Source organism: Halomonas sp. H5 (assembly GCF_050613175.1).
In the GTDB taxonomy this organism is placed as follows: domain Bacteria; phylum Pseudomonadota; class Gammaproteobacteria; order Pseudomonadales; family Halomonadaceae; genus Bisbaumannia; species Bisbaumannia salifodinae.
The window spans coordinates 2114080-2130216 of sequence record NZ_CP192510.1 but is presented as its reverse complement, the minus strand read 5'-3'; the positions used below and the strand labels follow the sequence as shown (position 1 = coordinate 2130216).

At 69.3% G+C, this 16137-nt stretch carries 12 protein-coding genes; 7 read left to right on the top strand and 5 right to left on the bottom strand.

Features of this window, described 5'->3' with window-relative positions; translation table 11 throughout:
* Nucleotides 1–11 precede the first annotated feature (11 nt).
* Complete coding sequence (locus ACQ1W9_RS09975; RefSeq protein ID WP_431023241.1) at nt 12–773, top strand: YciK family oxidoreductase; 762 nt, start codon at nt 12–14, stop codon at nt 771–773.
* A gap of 150 nt (nt 774–923) precedes the next feature.
* Here ACQ1W9_RS09975 and ACQ1W9_RS09970 read toward each other — a convergent pair whose 3' ends face one another.
* From ACQ1W9_RS09970 to ACQ1W9_RS09960, 3 genes are all read right to left on the bottom strand, one after another.
* Nucleotides 924–1589: an HAD family hydrolase gene (locus ACQ1W9_RS09970; protein WP_431023240.1), complete on the bottom strand. Its 666-nt coding sequence runs from the start codon at nt 1587–1589 to the stop codon at nt 924–926.
* An 88-nt stretch (nt 1590–1677) separates the two neighbouring features.
* On the bottom strand, nt 1678–2457 hold the full coding sequence (ubiG, locus tag ACQ1W9_RS09965; protein WP_431023239.1) for a bifunctional 2-polyprenyl-6-hydroxyphenol methylase/3-demethylubiquinol 3-O-methyltransferase UbiG: 780 nt from the start codon (nt 2455–2457) through the stop codon (nt 1678–1680).
* 1 nt (nt 2458) lies between these two features.
* Entirely contained in the window at nt 2459–3802 is a 1344-nt protein-coding gene (locus tag ACQ1W9_RS09960; RefSeq protein ID WP_431023238.1) for a TRZ/ATZ family hydrolase, read from the bottom strand.
* A gap of 215 nt (nt 3803–4017) precedes the next feature.
* On the opposite strand from ACQ1W9_RS09960, the gene galU reads away from it, so the two are divergent.
* Both galU and ACQ1W9_RS09950 read left to right on the top strand, forming a co-directional pair.
* Complete coding sequence (gene galU / locus ACQ1W9_RS09955) at nt 4018–4905, top strand: UTP--glucose-1-phosphate uridylyltransferase GalU (protein ID WP_431023237.1); 888 nt, start codon at nt 4018–4020, stop codon at nt 4903–4905.
* A 2-nt stretch (nt 4906–4907) separates the two neighbouring features.
* Nucleotides 4908–6188, top strand: coding sequence for a nucleotide sugar dehydrogenase (locus ACQ1W9_RS09950; RefSeq protein WP_431023236.1), 1281 nt, complete (start codon nt 4908–4910; stop codon nt 6186–6188).
* A gap of 105 nt (nt 6189–6293) precedes the next feature.
* Here ACQ1W9_RS09950 and ACQ1W9_RS09945 read toward each other — a convergent pair whose 3' ends face one another.
* Nucleotides 6294–6872, bottom strand: coding sequence for a superoxide dismutase (locus ACQ1W9_RS09945; RefSeq protein ID WP_431023235.1), 579 nt, complete (start codon nt 6870–6872; stop codon nt 6294–6296).
* A 232-nt stretch (nt 6873–7104) separates the two neighbouring features.
* Between ACQ1W9_RS09945 and ACQ1W9_RS09940 the strand changes: the two genes are divergently transcribed.
* The 4 genes from ACQ1W9_RS09940 to msrA all read left to right on the top strand — a co-directional run bounded on the left by ACQ1W9_RS09940 (nt 7105) and on the right by msrA (nt 14311).
* Nucleotides 7105–7971, top strand: coding sequence for a hypothetical protein (locus ACQ1W9_RS09940; protein WP_431023234.1), 867 nt, complete (start codon nt 7105–7107; stop codon nt 7969–7971).
* Between the two features lie 91 nt (nt 7972–8062).
* Nucleotides 8063–9763 carry an autotransporter assembly complex protein TamA gene (gene tamA, locus ACQ1W9_RS09935; protein ID WP_431023233.1) on the top strand — a complete coding sequence of 567 codons (1701 nt, stop codon included), beginning with the start codon at nt 8063–8065 and terminating at the stop codon, nt 9761–9763.
* Nucleotides 9727–13680, top strand: a complete 3954-nt coding sequence (tamB, locus tag ACQ1W9_RS09930; RefSeq protein WP_431023232.1) for an autotransporter assembly complex protein TamB — start codon at nt 9727–9729, stop codon at nt 13678–13680. The genes tamA and tamB overlap by 37 nt, the downstream gene beginning before the upstream one ends.
* Before the next feature lies 1 nt (nt 13681).
* Nucleotides 13682–14311, top strand: a complete 630-nt coding sequence (gene msrA, locus ACQ1W9_RS09925) for a peptide-methionine (S)-S-oxide reductase MsrA (RefSeq protein WP_431023231.1) — start codon at nt 13682–13684, stop codon at nt 14309–14311.
* Here the strand turns inward: msrA and dauA are convergent.
* Nucleotides 14305–16053 carry a C4-dicarboxylic acid transporter DauA gene (dauA, locus tag ACQ1W9_RS09920; RefSeq protein WP_431023230.1) on the bottom strand — a complete coding sequence of 583 codons (1749 nt, stop codon included), beginning with the start codon at nt 16051–16053 and terminating at the stop codon, nt 14305–14307. The genes msrA and dauA overlap by 7 nt on opposite strands.
* Nucleotides 16054–16137: the final 84 nt, after the last annotated feature.

Genomic DNA, 16137 nt, shown 5'->3' with positions numbered 1-16137 from the left:
AGTCATCCTCGATGAATTGCAAGATCGACTACCGGCCCCCCGCGGACCTGTTGGCGGGGCGTATCGTGCTGGTGACCGGTGCCGGCGACGGGATCGGCCGCGCCGCGGCCCTGGCCTACGCCCGCCATGGGGCCACCGTGATCCTGCTGGGCCGTACCATCGCCAAGCTGGAGAAGGTCTACGACGAGATCGAGGCGGCGGGCGGGTCCCAGCCGGCGATCTTTCCGCTCAACTTCGAGGGCGCCACCCTCAAGGATTACCAGGACATGGCCGAGACCCTGGAGCGGGAGTTCGGACGCCTGGATGGCATCCTGCATAATGCCGGCCTGCTGGGGCGCCTGACCCCCTTCGACCAGTACAACCCCCAACTCTGGGAGCAGGTGATGCAGGTCAACTTCAATGGCCCGGTATGGATGACCCAGGCCCTGCTGCCCCTGCTCAAGGCCTCCGAGGATGCCTCGGTGATCCTCACCTCCTCCAGCGTGGGGCGCCAGGGGCGGGCCTTCTGGGGTGCCTACGCGGTCTCCAAGTTTGCCACCGAAGGCTTTATGGAAGTGCTGGCCGACGAGCTGGAGAACCTCACCGCGGTACGGGTCAATAGCCTCAATCCGGGCGCCACCCGCACCCAGATGCGGCGCAGTGCCTATCCCGCCGAGGACCCCGATACCCTGCGCACCCCCGAGGAGATCATGCCCACCTATCTATGGCTGATGGGCCCGGACAGCCGCGGGGTCACCGGCCAAGGCTTCGATGCCCAGCCACCCAAGGGCTGACTTTGGCTGAATGGGCCAGGAGAGCCGCGGCGTCACTGGTCTCACCGGCCAAGGCTTCGACGCCCAGCCGCCCAAGGCGTAACTCGCTCGAGCCACGCTAACGCAAGAACGGGCCCCAGGGGGCCCGTTCCGCATCATGTGGTTGGCGTATCAGCCATCGAGCAGGGCGCTAACCAGGGCCTCGGGGGTGGCGAAGCGCAACTCCGCCGGCCACTCCTCGATGGCGTCCGCCGCGTCCAGGTAACCATAGCCCACCGCCACCGCGGTCATGCCGGCGGCCCGGGCCGCCTCCATATCGCGGCGGTGATCGCCGATATACCAGCACGCCGCCGGGGCGATTCCCAGGCGCTCGGCGGCGGCCCAGAGCGGTTCCGGCGCGGGCTTCTTCACCGGCAGGTCGTCGGCACACAGCAGGGCGCCGGGATCGAGCCCCAGGGCCACCACCAGGGGCTCGGTGTAGGCGCGGGGCTTGTTGGTAACGATGCCCCAGGCCCGCGGCGCCTGGCTCCAGTGGTCGATCAGCCGCTGCAGCCCGGGGAACAGGCGGCTATGGGTCGCCAGGTCCCGGGCATAGGCGTCGAGCAGGAACTGCCGTGCCTCGCCGTGCCCCGGCGCCTCCAGGGCCAGGCCCAGGGCCAGGGTCACCAGGGCGCTGCCGCCGTTGGAGACCTGGGCGCGGATCGTCTCGAAGGGCAGGGCCGCCAGGCCATGGTGGGTGCGCAGGGCATTGGTGGCCCGGGCCAGGTCCGGCGCGGTATCCACCAGGGTGCCATCCAGGTCGAAGAGCAGGCCACGGGGCAGGGCGCTCACGGTCACGGCGCCTCCCGGCGGCAGTGCATCAGATAATTCACCGAGACGTCCCGGGCATCCAAGCGATCGTAGCAAAGGGCGCGACTCAAGGGGCTCATTCGACCTCCCGGCGGCAGTGCATCAGGTAGTTGACCGAGACGTCCCGGGCATCCAAGCGGTAACGACGGCTCAGCGGGTTGTAGACCAGGCCGCTCTGTTCGCAGACCTTGAGCTCCGCCTCCCGGGCCCAGCGGGAGAGCTCGGCGGGGCGGATAAACTTGCGGTAGTCATGGGTGCCCTTGGGCAGCATCCGCAGCACATACTCGGCGCCGAGGATGGCGAAGGCATAGGCCTTGGGGTTGCGATTGATGGTGGAGAAGAAGACATCGCCACCGGGCTTGACCAGGGTCATGCAGGCGCGTACCACCGCCGCCGGGTCGGGGACATGCTCGAGCATCTCCAGGCAGGTGACGACGTCATACCGGCCGGGGGCCTCGGCGGCCATCTCCTCGGCGCTGGCCCGGCGGTAGTCCACCTCCACGCCGCTCTCGGCCAGATGCAGCCGGGCCACCGCCAGCGGCGCCTCGCCCATGTCGATGCCGGTGACCCGGGCGCCGCGATGGGCCATGGCCTCGGCCAGGATGCCGCCGCCGCAGCCCACGTCGATCACCGACTTGCCGGCCAGGCGGGTCCGGGCATCGATGAAGTCCAGCCGCAATGGGTTGATCTCGTGGAGGGGCTTGAACTCCCCCTCGCTGTCCCACCAACGGCTGGCCAGGGCCTCGAACTTGGCGATTTCGGCGGCATCGACGTTACCACGGTAGTCGCCGGCATCGCTGGTATCGGCGGCATCGCTGTTATGGCGGTAGTCGCCGACATCGGCTGTGTGCGGCATCTCAACTCTCTCCTTGTGCGGGCAGGGACGCCAGGCGCCGCCGATAATGCTCGGTGGCGGCGCGAATGGTGTCCGGCTCGATATCGATAAATTTCCCCTCGACGAGGCGGGGGCGCCCGGCCACCCAGACATGGCTTACCTGGTGGCTGTGCATCGCATAGACCACCGCCGAGGCGGGATGATGCACCGGCAGGGTATTGAGGTGTTCCAGGTCCACGGCAACCAGGTCCGCCGCGAAGCCTTCGCGCAGTTGGCCCAGGTGGTCGTCCAGCCCCAGGGCACGGGCGCCGTCGCGGGTGGCCATGGCCAGGGCCGCCATGGCGGGCAGGGCGGCGGCATCACCGCTCACCCCCTTGGCCAGCAGGGCGGCACTCTTCATCTCGTCGAACAGGTCCAGGTCGTTATTGCTGGCGGCGCCATCGGTCCCCAGGCCCACGGTGATGCCGGCCGACTGGAGCCGTGCCACCGGGCAGAAGCCGCTGGCCAGCTTGAGGTTGGACTGGGGGCAATGGATGACCCGGGTAGCGGTCTCGGCCAGCAGCGCCAGGTCATCATCATCCACCTGCGTCATATGCACCGCCTGGAAGTGGGGGCCCAGCAGGCCGGCCTCGAAGAGCCGGCGCAATGGGCGGCGGCCATCCCGGGCCAGGGCCTGGTCGATCTCGTCGCGGGTCTCGTGGACATGCATCTGGATCGGCAACCCCCAGCGCTCCCGGGCCTCGGCCAGCCTGGCCAGGCTGGCATCGCCCACCGTATAGGGGGCGTGGGGGCCCAAGGCCAGATGCACCCGGGGATGCTCGGCGTAGCGCTCGATCAGTGCCTGGGTGCGTTCCAGGCCCTCGGCGAAGTCGGCGGCCCAGGAAGTGGGGAAGTCGATCAGCGGGGTGCACAGCTGGACCCGCATCCGCATTTCGTCGGCGACCTCGGCCACCGCCTCGGGGGCCAGGTACATATCGGCGAAGGTGGTGGTGCCGCTGCGCAGCATCTCGGCACAGGCCAGGCGCGTCCCGGCGGCGACGAAATCGGCATCCACCAGGGAACCCTCGGCGGGCCAGATATGCTCGTTGAGCCAGGTCATCAGCGGCAGGTCGTCGGCATAACCCCGCATCAGGCTCATGCCGGCATGGTTATGGGCATTGATCAGCCCCGGCAGCAGCGCATGGTGGCGTAGCCGCAGGACCTCACGGGGCGCCACCTGCCGCCTGGCCTCGGCGATGGGCCAGGGGCCGAGCAGCTTGCCGCCTTGAATGGCGATGGCGTGATCCTCGAGGGTCGGCAGCCCCTCGCTCATGGGCAGCAGCCAGCGGGCCTCGATCAGCAGGTCGACGTCCGGCGGGATGGGCATCGTCGGGCTCCTTGAAGGTAATGCCGATATTCTACCCGCTCCGAGGCCGCCTTGTCCGCCGCCACCCACCGCGAAGCAGGGCTATCGCAGCTGGAATGGCTGAGGTAGCCCCGGGCCTCAGAGCAAGCCCTGCGCCGAGAGCGCGGAAGGGCGGCGTGGGTCTGGCGTCTCTGGCATACTAGGGCGGATTTTACCCCTGCTCAGGAAGGAATCCGATGATTCGCAAGGCCGTTCTGCCGGTGGCCGGTTTCGGTACCCGCTGCCTGCCCGCCTCCAAGGCGATCCCCAAGGAGATGATCACCATCGTCGACAAGCCGGTGATCCAGTACGTGGTGGAAGAGGCCGTCGCCGCCGGCATCACTGAGATCGTGCTGGTAACCCACTCCAGCAAGGGCGCCATCGAGAACCACTTCGACAAGCATTTCGAGCTGGAGACCACCCTGGAGGCCAAGGGCAAGCACGAGCTGCTCGAAGAGCTGCGCAATATCGTCCCCGACACGGTCAAGATCATCAGCGTGCGCCAGCCCGAGCCCCTGGGCCTGGGCCATGCGGTGCTCTGCGCCCGCCCGGTGGTGGGCGAGGCCCCCTTCGCGGTGCTGCTGCCGGACGTGCTGGTGGATGGCGAGGGCCTTCCGCGCAACGACCTGGCGGGCATGGTGGCGGCCTTCGAGGCCAGCGGGCAGGCCCAGTTGATGGTGGAGGAGGTGCCCTGGGAGCGGGTCGAGAAGTACGGCATCGTCGAGCCCGAGGCCGGCGTGCCGGCCCCGGGCGAGTCGCTGCCCCTGGCGGGCATGGTGGAGAAGCCGCCGCGTGACCGAGCGCCGTCGAACCTGGCGGTGATCGGCCGCTATGTGCTGCCCGGCGAGATCTTCCCGCTGCTGGCCGAGACGCCGCCGGGGGCCGGGGGCGAGATCCAGCTCACCGACGCCATCGAGGCGCTGCGGGCCCGCTCCGGGGTGGCCGCCTATCGCATGCAGGGCGTCACCTATGACTGCGGCCATCAGCTCGGCTATCTGGAGGCGATCCTCGCCTTCGCCCGGCGCCATCCCAAGTATGGCGCGGGCTTCCGGGAACTCCTCGATCGCTATGCCGGCGAGGCCTGAGCATGCGGATACGCCTGATCGGCAGTGAACTCGCCGCCGTGACCGCGGCGTCGGCTTTGGCCAGCGTCGGCCATGACGTCACCTGGCAGCCTCACCGAGACGCGCCCTGGTCGTTCCTGCGCCGGGCGGACTGGCTCCGGCGCGAGCCGCAGCTACTCGCTCAGTTGGAACGGGCCCTGGCCGAGGGCAGCCTGCGCGTCAGCGAGACGCCGCCCCCGGAGGTCGTCGAGGTGCTTTGGCTGGCCCTGGCGCCGGACCAGCGTGCCGCGGCCCAGGCCGCGGTAGAGGCCCAGGCCGCCTGCCAGAGTGAGCCCCTGGTGGTGATCAATAACGCCACCTTCCCGGTGGGCGAGACCGAGCGCCTGGCGGCTCCGCTGGGGCCCGACCAGTGGGCGGTCTGCCTGCCCGATCGGCTCGAGGAGGGGCGCGCCTGGGAGACCTTTACCCGCCCCAGCCGCTGGCTGCTGGGCAGCGAGTCGGCCCAGGCCACGGTGCGGGTGCGGGAGCTGCTGCGCGCCTTCAATCGTCGCCGCGATGTCTTCCAGTGCATGCCGCTGCGGGCCGCCGAGCTCACCAAGCTGGCCATCAACGGCATGCTGGCCACCCGCATCAGCTATATGAACGAGGTGGCCGGCCTGGCCGACACCCTGGGTGTCGATGTGGAACTGGTACGCCAGGGCATGGGCGCCGACCCACGTATCGGCTACGAATACCTCTATCCGGGCTGCGGTTTCGGCGGCCCCAACTTCTCCCGGGACCTGATGGGACTGGCCGACGTCCAGTCCGCCCAGGGGCGTGCCTCGGCCCTTCTCGAGCAGGTGCTGGAGATCAACGAGCAGAAGAAGGAGACCCTGTTCCGCAAGCTCTGGGGGCACTTTCAGGGGGAGCTTGCCGGGCGCCGGGTGGCGATCTGGGGCGCGGCCTTCAAGCCGGGCACGGCGCGTATCGATCACGCCCCGGTGCTGCCCCTGCTGCGGGCCCTCTGGGCCCAGGGGGTCGAGGTGCGTCTGCACGATCCGGCGGCGTTGCCGGCGCTGGCCGCCGAGGTGGGCGAGCAGCCGCTGCTGACGCTCTGCCCGGAGGATCCCTACGCCGCCTGCGAGGGGGCCGATGCCCTGTTGCTGGTCACCGAGTGGAAGTGCTACTGGAACCCGGACTGGGCGCGGCTGGCCGGCTGCCTCGGGGAGCGACTGATCCTGGATGGCCGCAATATCTATGATCCCGACTATGTCGCGAGCCAGGGGCTGACCTATCGCGGTATCGGTCGCCGTGCCGACCCCTGAGTCCCCCGGCCACTCACGTCTCTCACCAACGACAAGGCCCCGCCGTGGCGGGGCCTTGTCGTGCCTGCCCGAGCGGTCGCCCGGGCGGCTTCACCAAGCGGAGGCTTAGGCGAAGTTCTGGGCTACGAAGTCCCAGTTGACGATGTTCCACACGCTCTCCAGGTACTTCGGGCGAGCATTGCGGTAGTCGATGTAGTAGGCGTGCTCCCACACATCGATGGTCAGCAGCGGGGTTTGGCCATGGGCGATGGGGGTGTCGGCATCGTCGGTGTTGACGATATCCACGCCACCGTCGTCGGTCTTGATCAGCCAGGTCCAGCCGGAGCCGAAGTTACCCACCGCCTTGGCGTTGAAGGCGGCCTTGAACTCGTCGAAGGAACCGAACTTGGCCTTGATGGCTTCGCCCAGGGCGCCGCTGGGCTCGCCGCCGCCATTCGGGGAGAGGCAGTGCCAGTAGAAGGTGTGGTTCCACACCTGAGCCGCCTGGTTGAACAGGCCGCCGGAGGAGGACTTGATGATCTCTTCCAGGGACTTGCTGGCATTCTCGGTGCCGTCGGTCAGCTCATTGAGCTTGGTCACATAGGCCTGATGGTGCTTGCCGTAGTGATACTCCAGGGTCTCGGCGGAAATATGCGGTTCCAGCGCGTTCTTCTCGTACGGCAGGGCGGGAAGTTCGAATGCCATGGTTTGCTCCTTTTTATCACCGATGAAAACAGTACCTGGTGTTGTGGGGGCGGAACCATCGCGAATCAAGGCGCTATCGGTCCCGTCGCAAAAAACCTTACAATACCAAGCATCTGCGTAAGTGGTGTCGGCACATCATAGCACCCTGCCGGGATGCCGCCAATTCCGACGGCGACACTCGGGATTGGCCCGTCGACGCCGCACTCATCCGCTGCGAAGAGGAGTTTCGTCCATGGCTCAGCCCCCGGAGGAACGGCGTCCTCCCCCCCTGGTCGCCGACCCCGATGCCAGCCTCGATCCGCCACCGCGCCGTCATGCCGCGCCGGCCTCGGCGTCGCCCAGGCCCTGGGGACTGCGCCTGGCGGTACTGATCCTGGCCACGGGCCTGGTAGGCATCACGGCCCTGGCCTGGGAGGAGCGCCAACTGCTGCATGCCGAGCTGCGGCGTCTCGAGGGGCAGTTCTCCAATATCCACGCCCGCTTCGACGGCCTCGATCCCGGCGCGGCCCTGACGCGGCTGAGCGAGGGACAGGAGGCCTTGGTGGAGCAACAGCTGGCCCTGGAGGAGAGGCTGGGCGATCAGCGCGAGAGCCTGGATACCCTGCGGCAGGCTCAGGAACAGGGCCCGAGTGCCCAGGCATTGGCACGCCTCGAGGAGCAGCAGGCCACCCTGCAGGCCTGGCTGGCGTCCAGCCGTGACTCCCTGGAGGCGCTGGAGACCCTGGGCGAAGAGGCCAGAGCCGGGCTATCCCAGCGACTGGACGGCCTGGAGCGCCAGGAGGAGGCCGCGAGGGGCGAGCTGTCCCGCCGAGTGGAGGCCCTGGAACGCCAGGATACCCAGGCCCTGGCCAGCCGCCTGGAGGACGAGGTCGCGGGGCTCAATGAGAAGGCCGAGCGCTCGGCCTCCCGGTTGAGCGCCCTGGAGGAGGAGCTCGGTGAGGTTCTCGATACCCTTGAGCCGCTGAGGTCCCACCCCGATAATGCCCGGGAGGCTCGCGAGGCGCTGGCCGAACGCTTGGATGCCCTGCGGGGAGAAGTCCAGGAACTGCGACGTTCCCTGCTGGCCACCGAGGCCCGCCTGGAAGTGCTGGCTCCCTGACAGGAGTCATTCGCAAAGAGAACAGGGAGGTAGCGTTATCCGAGGTCCAATCCATGGGGGGCGACGCCGCCTGAGTACCGCCCTGCTGGCGGTGGCCCTGAGTCTGCCGGCCTCTGCCTGGGCATTGTCGGCCCGCGTCAGCGGTATCGAGGGCGAGGCGGCGGATAATATCGAAAACTACCTGGCGGGCCTGGAGGGGGAGCAGTACAGTCCCGCCCGCCTGGAGGCAGAGGCGCGCCGCCGCGCCGCCGAGGCCCTGAGGCCCTTCGGCTACTACGAGCCCCAGTTCGAACTGAGCCTGGTGGGGGAGCCGGTGACCCGGGTCGATATCGCCGTCACCCCGGGCCCCCAGGTGGTCGTCCGGCGGCTGGCCATCTCGGTGCGTGGCGAGGCCGGTGGCGATGAGGCCTTCGAGGAGGTCCTGGCGGCCCATGGCCTGGCCGAGGGCGAGCCGCTGCGCCATGCCCCCTACGATCGCCTGCGTAATCGTCTGGCGGGGCTGGCCCTGGAGCGGGGCTACTTCGACTCTTACTTCCGCGACCGCCGCCTCGAGGTGCGCCCCTGGGAGCAGAGCGCCCATATCACCCTGACCTTAGACAGCGGCCCGCGCTATCGCTTCGGCGAGGTGGATATCCAGGGCAGCCATATTCGACTCGATCGTCTCGAGCGCATGCTCAACTTCGCCCCGGGAGACCCCTACCTGGCCGGCGATCTCTCCGAGTATACCCAACGACTGGGGCAGAGCGGCTGGTTCGAGTCGGTGTCGGTGCGCCCGCGACTGCCGGGGGAAGAGGGCGGCGCGAGCCCGGACGGTCCCGAGGAGGTGCCGGTCAGCGTGCACCTGACGCCGGCGGATCGCCATCAGTTCGAGGTGGCCCTCGGCTATGCCACCGACGTAGGACCGCGTACACGCTTCAGCTGGAATCAGCCGTGGATCAACAGCCGCGGACACAGCCTGAATCACGACCTCTTTATCTCCGGGCCCGAACAGCGCTTCTCGGGGGAGTACCGCCTTCCCCTGGCCGACCCCCTGCGCGACAACTACCGCCTGCAATACGGCCTGCGCCACCGCGACCAGGACGATACCCGCAGCCTGGAGAGTTCGGTAGAGCTCGCCCGCCAGTGGCGCTTCGAGAATGACTGGGTGCAGAGCCTCTACCTGCGTTCCAGCTTCGAGGACTTTACCCAGGGCGGCGAGGCGGAGCGGGTCTGGCTGCTCTATCCGGGGATCAGCTGGTCGCGGACCCGCACCCGCAACCCGCGCTTCCCCACCTGGGGGGATCGCCAGCGTATCGCCTTCGAATACTCGGATACCAGCTGGGGCTCCAGCGCCGGTTTCTTCCGCAGCACCCTGGATTCCCAGTGGATCCGCATGTGGGGCGAGAATACCCGGCTGATCGCCCGCACCGGGGTGGGCGTCATCGAGACCAGCGATTTCGACAAGATTCCTCCCTCGCTGCGCTTCTTCACCGGCGGCGATCGCAGCGTGCGCGGCTATGGCTACGAGAGCCTGGCGCCGCGCAACGACGAGGGGCGCCTGCGCGGCGGGCGCCAGCTGTTTACCGCCAGCGGCGAGGTGCAGCGCCGGGTCACCGGCAACTGGTGGGCGGCGGCCTTCGTCGACACCGGGGATGCCTTCGACGACTGGTGGCCCGAGACGCTCAATACCGGGGCCGGCCTGGGGATTCGCTGGGTCTCCCCGGTGGGGCCCATTCGCCTCGATATCGCCCACCCCTTCGACGATGAGGAGAACGCGTGGCGCCTTCATTTCGCCATCGGGCCGGAATTCTGAGCTGGGCCCTGATTCGCCTGCTGCTATGGCTGCCGTTGTGGCTGTTTGGCCTGCTGCTCTTCGGGCTCGGCCTGCTGCTCTCTCCCTGGGGCACCGGTGTGGCCCTGGATCAGGCCCGCGAGCGGGGCCTGATCGACTATACCCGCGTCGAGGGCGCGCCCCTGGATCGCCTGGTCGTGGACGGACTGCGCCTGAACGCCGGGCCCGCCGAGGTGGCCGCCGGTCGGCTCGAGTGGACCTGGGCCAGCGACTGCCTGTTGCGAGGGCGGCTGTGTCTCGACCGGCTTTACCTGGACGATCTACGGGTGGACCTGGCCGCCACGGACCCCACCGAGACGCCCGCGGGGGAGCCCCTGGAGTCCATCGTCCTGCCACTGCCCACCGAGCTGCGCGAATTGGCGGTGACGAATGCCGATATTCGCCTCGCCGATGGCACTCGCATTGGCTGGCGGGAGTTCGTCAGCGGCGCCATGGGCGAGGGCGAGGCCGCCACCCTGCTGGCGACCCGCCTCTCCGGGCTGCGGCTCTACCTGCCGCCCAGTCCGGGGCAGCGCTGGGCGCTGGGCGCCGCGGAGGGGGCGGTCGCCCTGACCGCCGAGGCCATCGATGTCGCCATCGCCGTGGCCGAGCGCCGCCCCATCGCCGAGCCGGCGCCGCCCGTGACCGAACGCGAGCGCCTGACGCTGCCCGATATACGGCTGCCGCTGGACCTGGCCGTCGGCGAACTGCTGGTCGAGGACGTCGAACTCTCCGGCGCCGTGGAACAGCGCCTGGACCGTCTCTATCTGGAGGCCAGCGGACGCGGCGACACCCTGAGCCTGAGGCGCCTGGAAGTCGACCACCCCCAGGCCAGCCTGCGCCTGGAGGCCCAGGTGGCCATGAGCGGGGAGTATCCGCTGGAGGCCCGTCTGGAGGTCCAGGTGCACGAGCTACCGGCCCTGCCGGCGCTGGAAGGAGAACGCTTCACCCTGACCCTCGGCGGGCGCCTCGGCGGCCTGGAGGCGGGGCTGGAGAGTGGCGGTGCCGTTGCCGCCCGAGTGGGACTGGAGATCGATGCCCTGGATCCGACCCTGCCGTTTCATCTGCGCCTTAGCAGCGAGCAGTTGCAGTGGCCCCTGGCGCCGGATCGGGACGCCGACTATCTCCTCGAGGACCTGGTCGTGGATCTCCAGGGCAGCCTGCTGGGTTACGAGGCGCGCCTGAGCGGCCGGGTCCAGGGTGCGACGCTGCCGCCGACCCAATTGGCCCTGCTCGGCGAAGGCGATGCCGAGCACTTCGCCTGGATGCCGCTGTCGCTGACGTTGCCCCAGGGCAGCCTGGTCAGCCGAGGACGCATCGCCTGGCAGGAGGGCATCGATCTCTCCGCGCGCCTCAATATGGAAGCGCTCGACCCGGGACAGTTCACCGAAGCGGTGGCCGGGCAGCTCTCCGGCACGGCGGCCGTCGACTTCCGGCTCCGGGACCAGGCCTGGGAGCTGGTGATTCCGGAATTGGCCATCGACGGCGAGCTCCAGGAGCTGCCCCTGTCGCTGGAGGCGAGTCTCAGCGGCACCAGCGAGATGCGCTGGGACATCGCCCGCCTGGAGGCCCGCCAGGGCGATAATCGCCTCTCGGTGGCGGGTCGCATCGAGGAGCGCCTGGACCTCGCCGGCACGCTCGAGGCGCCCCGACTGGAGAGCCTGTTGGCGGGGCTCGAGGGGCGCCTGGCCGGTGACTTCGCGGTGGCCGGCAGCCTGGAGGCGCCGGCCCTGGATCTCAACCTCAACGGCGATGCTCTGGCCTTCGAAGGCAACCGCGTGGAGGCCCTCGAGCTTCAGGCCCGGGTGACGGGGATCGACGATCCGCGGCTGGAGGCCGAGTTAAGCGCCGACGGCTTGACCGCCGCCGAGCAACGCCTGGCGGCCCTGACCCTGACCCTGCAGGGGCGACTCTCCGAGCACCGCCTCGAGCTCGATCTGGAGGGCGACGACCAGGGGCCCCTGGAGCGCTTGGTCCTGGGACTGGACGGGGGGTTGAATCAGGCTCAGCAGCGCTATCGTGGTGCACTCTCGCCCCTGGAGGCGGTCTTGCCCCAGGGTACCCTGGCCCTGGAGGCGCCGCTGCGCTTCGAGGTCGCCCTCGACGCGGGTCGCGTCGACGCCGAGCCCTTCTGCCTGGTACGCGGCGAGGGGGGGCGGCTGTGCAGCATCGAGACCCTGCGCGCCTCGGCGGCATCGGGCCGCCTGGCGCTGCGTCTCGAGGCCCTGCCCATGGACCTGGTCGAGGCGGCCATGCCGGACGGCTGGGAACTGGCCGGGGAGACCGATGGCGATCTCGCCCTCGACTGGTCCCAGGGTGGCGCCCGGTGGCGGCTGACCAGCGACCTGGCCAGCCGCATCGCCCTGAGCGGCGAGGACGCCTATGGCCAGCCCTGGGAGCTGCCCGATTCCCGACTGCGCCTGGGGCTCGAGGCCAGCGAGACGCGGGCCGAGGCCGAGCTCTCCCTGGCCCTGGCCGAGGCCGGTGAATTGGGACTCAGCGTCCAGGTGGAGGATCCCCTGGGGCGCCAGGCGCTGGGCGGCGAGCTGCGTCTCGAGGCCATCGACCTGGCTCGCTATCGTACCCTGGTCGCGGGCATGGAGCGCCTGGAGGGTCGCCTCGAGGGGCGGGTGGCCATCGCCGGCAGCCTGGAGAGCCCGGACCTGCGGGGCCGCATCGCCCTGGAGGGCCTGGAGGCCCGTGGCCTCGACCTGCCGGTGGCCATTCACGATGGGCGGATCGGCGTCGACCTGGCCGGCGATCGTGGCACCATCGATGGCCTGATTCGCGGCGAGGAGGGGCGCCTGGATATCGGCGGGGAGGCGGCCTGGCCGAGCCTGGATAGCTGGTCGATCGAGATCCGCGTGGATGGTCGCGACGACCCCTTGCTGGCGGTCCTGCCCGAGTTCGGTCGCCTGCGTCTGGCACCGCAGTTGACCATCGCGGTGACCCCGGCCAGCCTGGACGTGGGCGGCCGGGTGCAGATTCCCTGGGCGCGTCTGGAGGTGGGACAACTCCCCCCGGGGGTGGTCTCGCCGAGTCCCGACGAGGTGATCGTCAGCGAGGAGGAGGTCCGCGAGCGACTGCGCCTGGCGGCCTTCTCCGAGGAGGACCTGGCCGCCCAGGAATCCGCCGCCGCGGCCCTGCGCCAGGCCGGCATGGCAATCCAGGTGCGGATCGACCTGAGCCTGGGGCCGGACATGCAGCTGGAGGCCTACGGGCTCGAGGCCGGCCTCACCGGCGAGCTGGAGGTGCGCCAGGCCGATGGCCCGGTGCAACTGTTCGGCGACGTCAACCTGGTGGACGGGCGCTTCCGCGCCTACGGCCAGGATCTGCTGATCCGCGAGGGCCAACTGATCTTCAGCGGCCCGCCGGATCAGCCGCTGCTGGAAGTGGAGGCGATTCGTAATCCCGATATCACCCAGGACGAGGTGATCGCTGGTCTGCGGGTCACCGGGCTCGCCGACGAGCCGGAGCTGCGGATCTTCTCCGAGCCGGCCATGGACGAGGCGCGGGCGCTCTCCTACCTGCTGCGCGGCCGGGCGCCGGACGAGAGCGATGCCGATGGCGCCCTGACCTCCGCCCTGGTGGGGCTGACCCTGTCCCGCACCGGTGGCGCCGTGGGCCAGGTGGGGCAGGCCTTCGGCATCGAGGACCTGCGCCTGGAGACCGCCGGCGCCGGCGAGGAGAGTCAGGTGGTGGTGGCCGGTCAGCTCACCGAGGACTTGCGTGTCAGCTACGGGGTGGGGATCTTCTCGCCCATCGCCGAGCTGACCCTGCGCTATACCCTGTGGCGCAACCTCTATGTGCAGGCGGTCTCGGGTGCCGCCCAGGCGGTGGATCTGGTCTATACCTTCAGCAGACGCGGTAACCCGCGACTGCGCGACAGTGGAGAATGAGATGTTCGACAAGCAGACCCTGGTGACCCCCGAGCGGGCCCTGCCGGGCCGTGAGGCGCCGCTGGCGATCGGCGGCATTCACCACGTCAATGGCCGTAGTCTCTTGCCGCCCTGGCCTCCGGGGCATCGCGAGATCGTGCTGGGACTGGGCTGTTTCTGGGGCGCCGAGCGCCTCTTCTGGCAGCTGCCCGGCGTCCATGTCACCGCCGTGGGCTACGCCGGGGGCCATACGCCCAATCCCACCTACGAGGAGACCTGCACCGGCCTCACCGGCCATACCGAGGTGGTACGGGTCATCTTTGATCCCGTCGAGCTGGACCTGGAGCGCCTGCTGGCGGTGTTCTGGGAGGCCCATGACCCGACTCAGGGCATGCGCCAGGGCAATGACATCGGCACCCAGTACCGCTCGGCGATCTACACCACCGACGCCGCCCAGCAGGAAGCGGCCGAGGCCAGTCGCGAGCGCTATCAGCAGGCGTTGAGCCGGGCCGGGCGCGGTACCATCACCACCGAGATCACGCCGCTGGCGGCCTTCTACTACGCCGAGGAATATCACCAGCAGTACCTGGCCAAGAACCCCGGTGGCTACTGCGGCCTCAAGGGCACCGGCATCGGCTGCCCCGGTCAGTGATCGGCACCGACACGCGCCTCACGCCAGCGCCAGGCCACTCGGCGAGCCTGCCTCGGGTCGCGGCTGTAGTGCAGGAGGCCGGGCCGCTTGCGCAGGCCGGCGCGCTTCAGCTTGATCAACAGGCGCGCCGGTAGGCCGATCAGCACCAGGCCGATCTCCCGATGGTGCATCTCGTCGATCAGCCGCCGCAGGGCCTCGATGGCCGTGGCGTCCAGGCTCGGCACGTCGCGCATGTCGAGGAGCAGGGTACGCACCCCGGGATCGACCCGATGCAGGGTGATCAGGGCCTTGTCGGCGGCGGCAAAGAACAGCGGGCCGTCGATGTCATAGAGGGCGATATCCTCGGGCAAGTCCCCCAGCGCCTCGGTCGGCGCCTCGATGCGCCGAGACTGGGTCAGTCCCGCCATGCGATGCACGAAGAGGGCGGCGGCCAGCCCGATCCCCACGGCCACCGCCAGGACCATATCGAAGAGTACCGTCAGCACGAAACAGAGCACCAGGATAAGCACGTCCCCGGGCGGGGCCGTACGCAGGGTATGCACCATATGACGGGCCTCGCTCATGTTCCAGGCGACGATAAACAGCAGCGCCGCCAGGGCACTCATGGGCACGCCCCCCAGCACCTCCGCCAGCGCCACTACCGCCAGCAGTACCACCAGGGCATGCACCACGGCGGCCAGGGGGGAACGTGCACCGCTGCGAATATTGGTGGCAGTGCGTGCCAGGGCCGCGGTGGCGGTGATGCCGCCGAACAGCGGAGCCACGATATTGCCCAGTCCCTGGCCGATCAGCTCGGCATTGGGATCATGCCTGCTGCGGGTCAGGCCGTCGGCCACGACCGCGCAGAGCAGGGATTCGATGGCGCCCAGCATGGCGATGGCGACGGCCGGTCCCAGCAGCTCATGGAAGAGCTCGAAATCGAGGCTCAGGGGCTCGCCGTCGGCATTCGAGAACAGGCCGGAGGCCAGCAGGGTCGGGGCAATGGGCGGAATGCCGGCGCCGCTCTGGCCATCGGCCTCCCAACTGAAGCGCGAGGCGATGGTGGCGATATCGATATCACCGCCGAGCCAGGCGCCGATCGCCCGAGTCAGGAGGGTGGCGGCCACCAGCCCCGCCAGGGGGGCCGGCACGCGGATGCCCAGGCGCGGCCAGAGCAGCATCACCAGCAGCGTGAAGAGACCGATTGCCAGTTCCCAGGGGTTCCAGGAGCCCAGGGCGCCGACGATGCGCCCCAGGTTGGCGAGGAAGTGCTCGTCGAGCCCCTCCAGGCTGAGTCCCAGGAAGTCGGGCAGCTGTAGGGTAGCGATCACCACGGCGATGCCGGCCGTGAAGCCGAGAATCACCGGATAGGGGACGAACTCGATCAGGCGGCCCAGGCGAGCCAGGCCGAGGGCAACCAGGATCAGCCCCGCCATCATGGTGGCGATCAGCAGGCCCCCCAGGCCGTGCTGTTGCACGATGGGGAAGAGGATGACCACGAAGGCCGCGGTGGGCCCCGAGACATTGAAGCGCGAGCCCCCGGTCAGGGCGATCAGGGCGCCGGCGACGATGGCGGTATAGAGTCCATGCTGGGGCGGCACGCCGGTGGCGATGGCCAGTGCCATGGACAGGGGGACCGCCACGGTCCCCAGGGTCAGCCCCGCCATCAGGTCATGGCGCAACTCCCCCAGGCCATAGCCTTGCTCGAAGGCGCTCCGCAGACCGGTAGCGATAGCCGGCAAGCGCCGGGCTCTCCTTGCCATGATTCCTCCTTGCGTCAGGCGCCGATGGCCAGACGGTCATGTCGGCGCCGGGTAAAGAACGATGATGACATTACCATGCGGTGA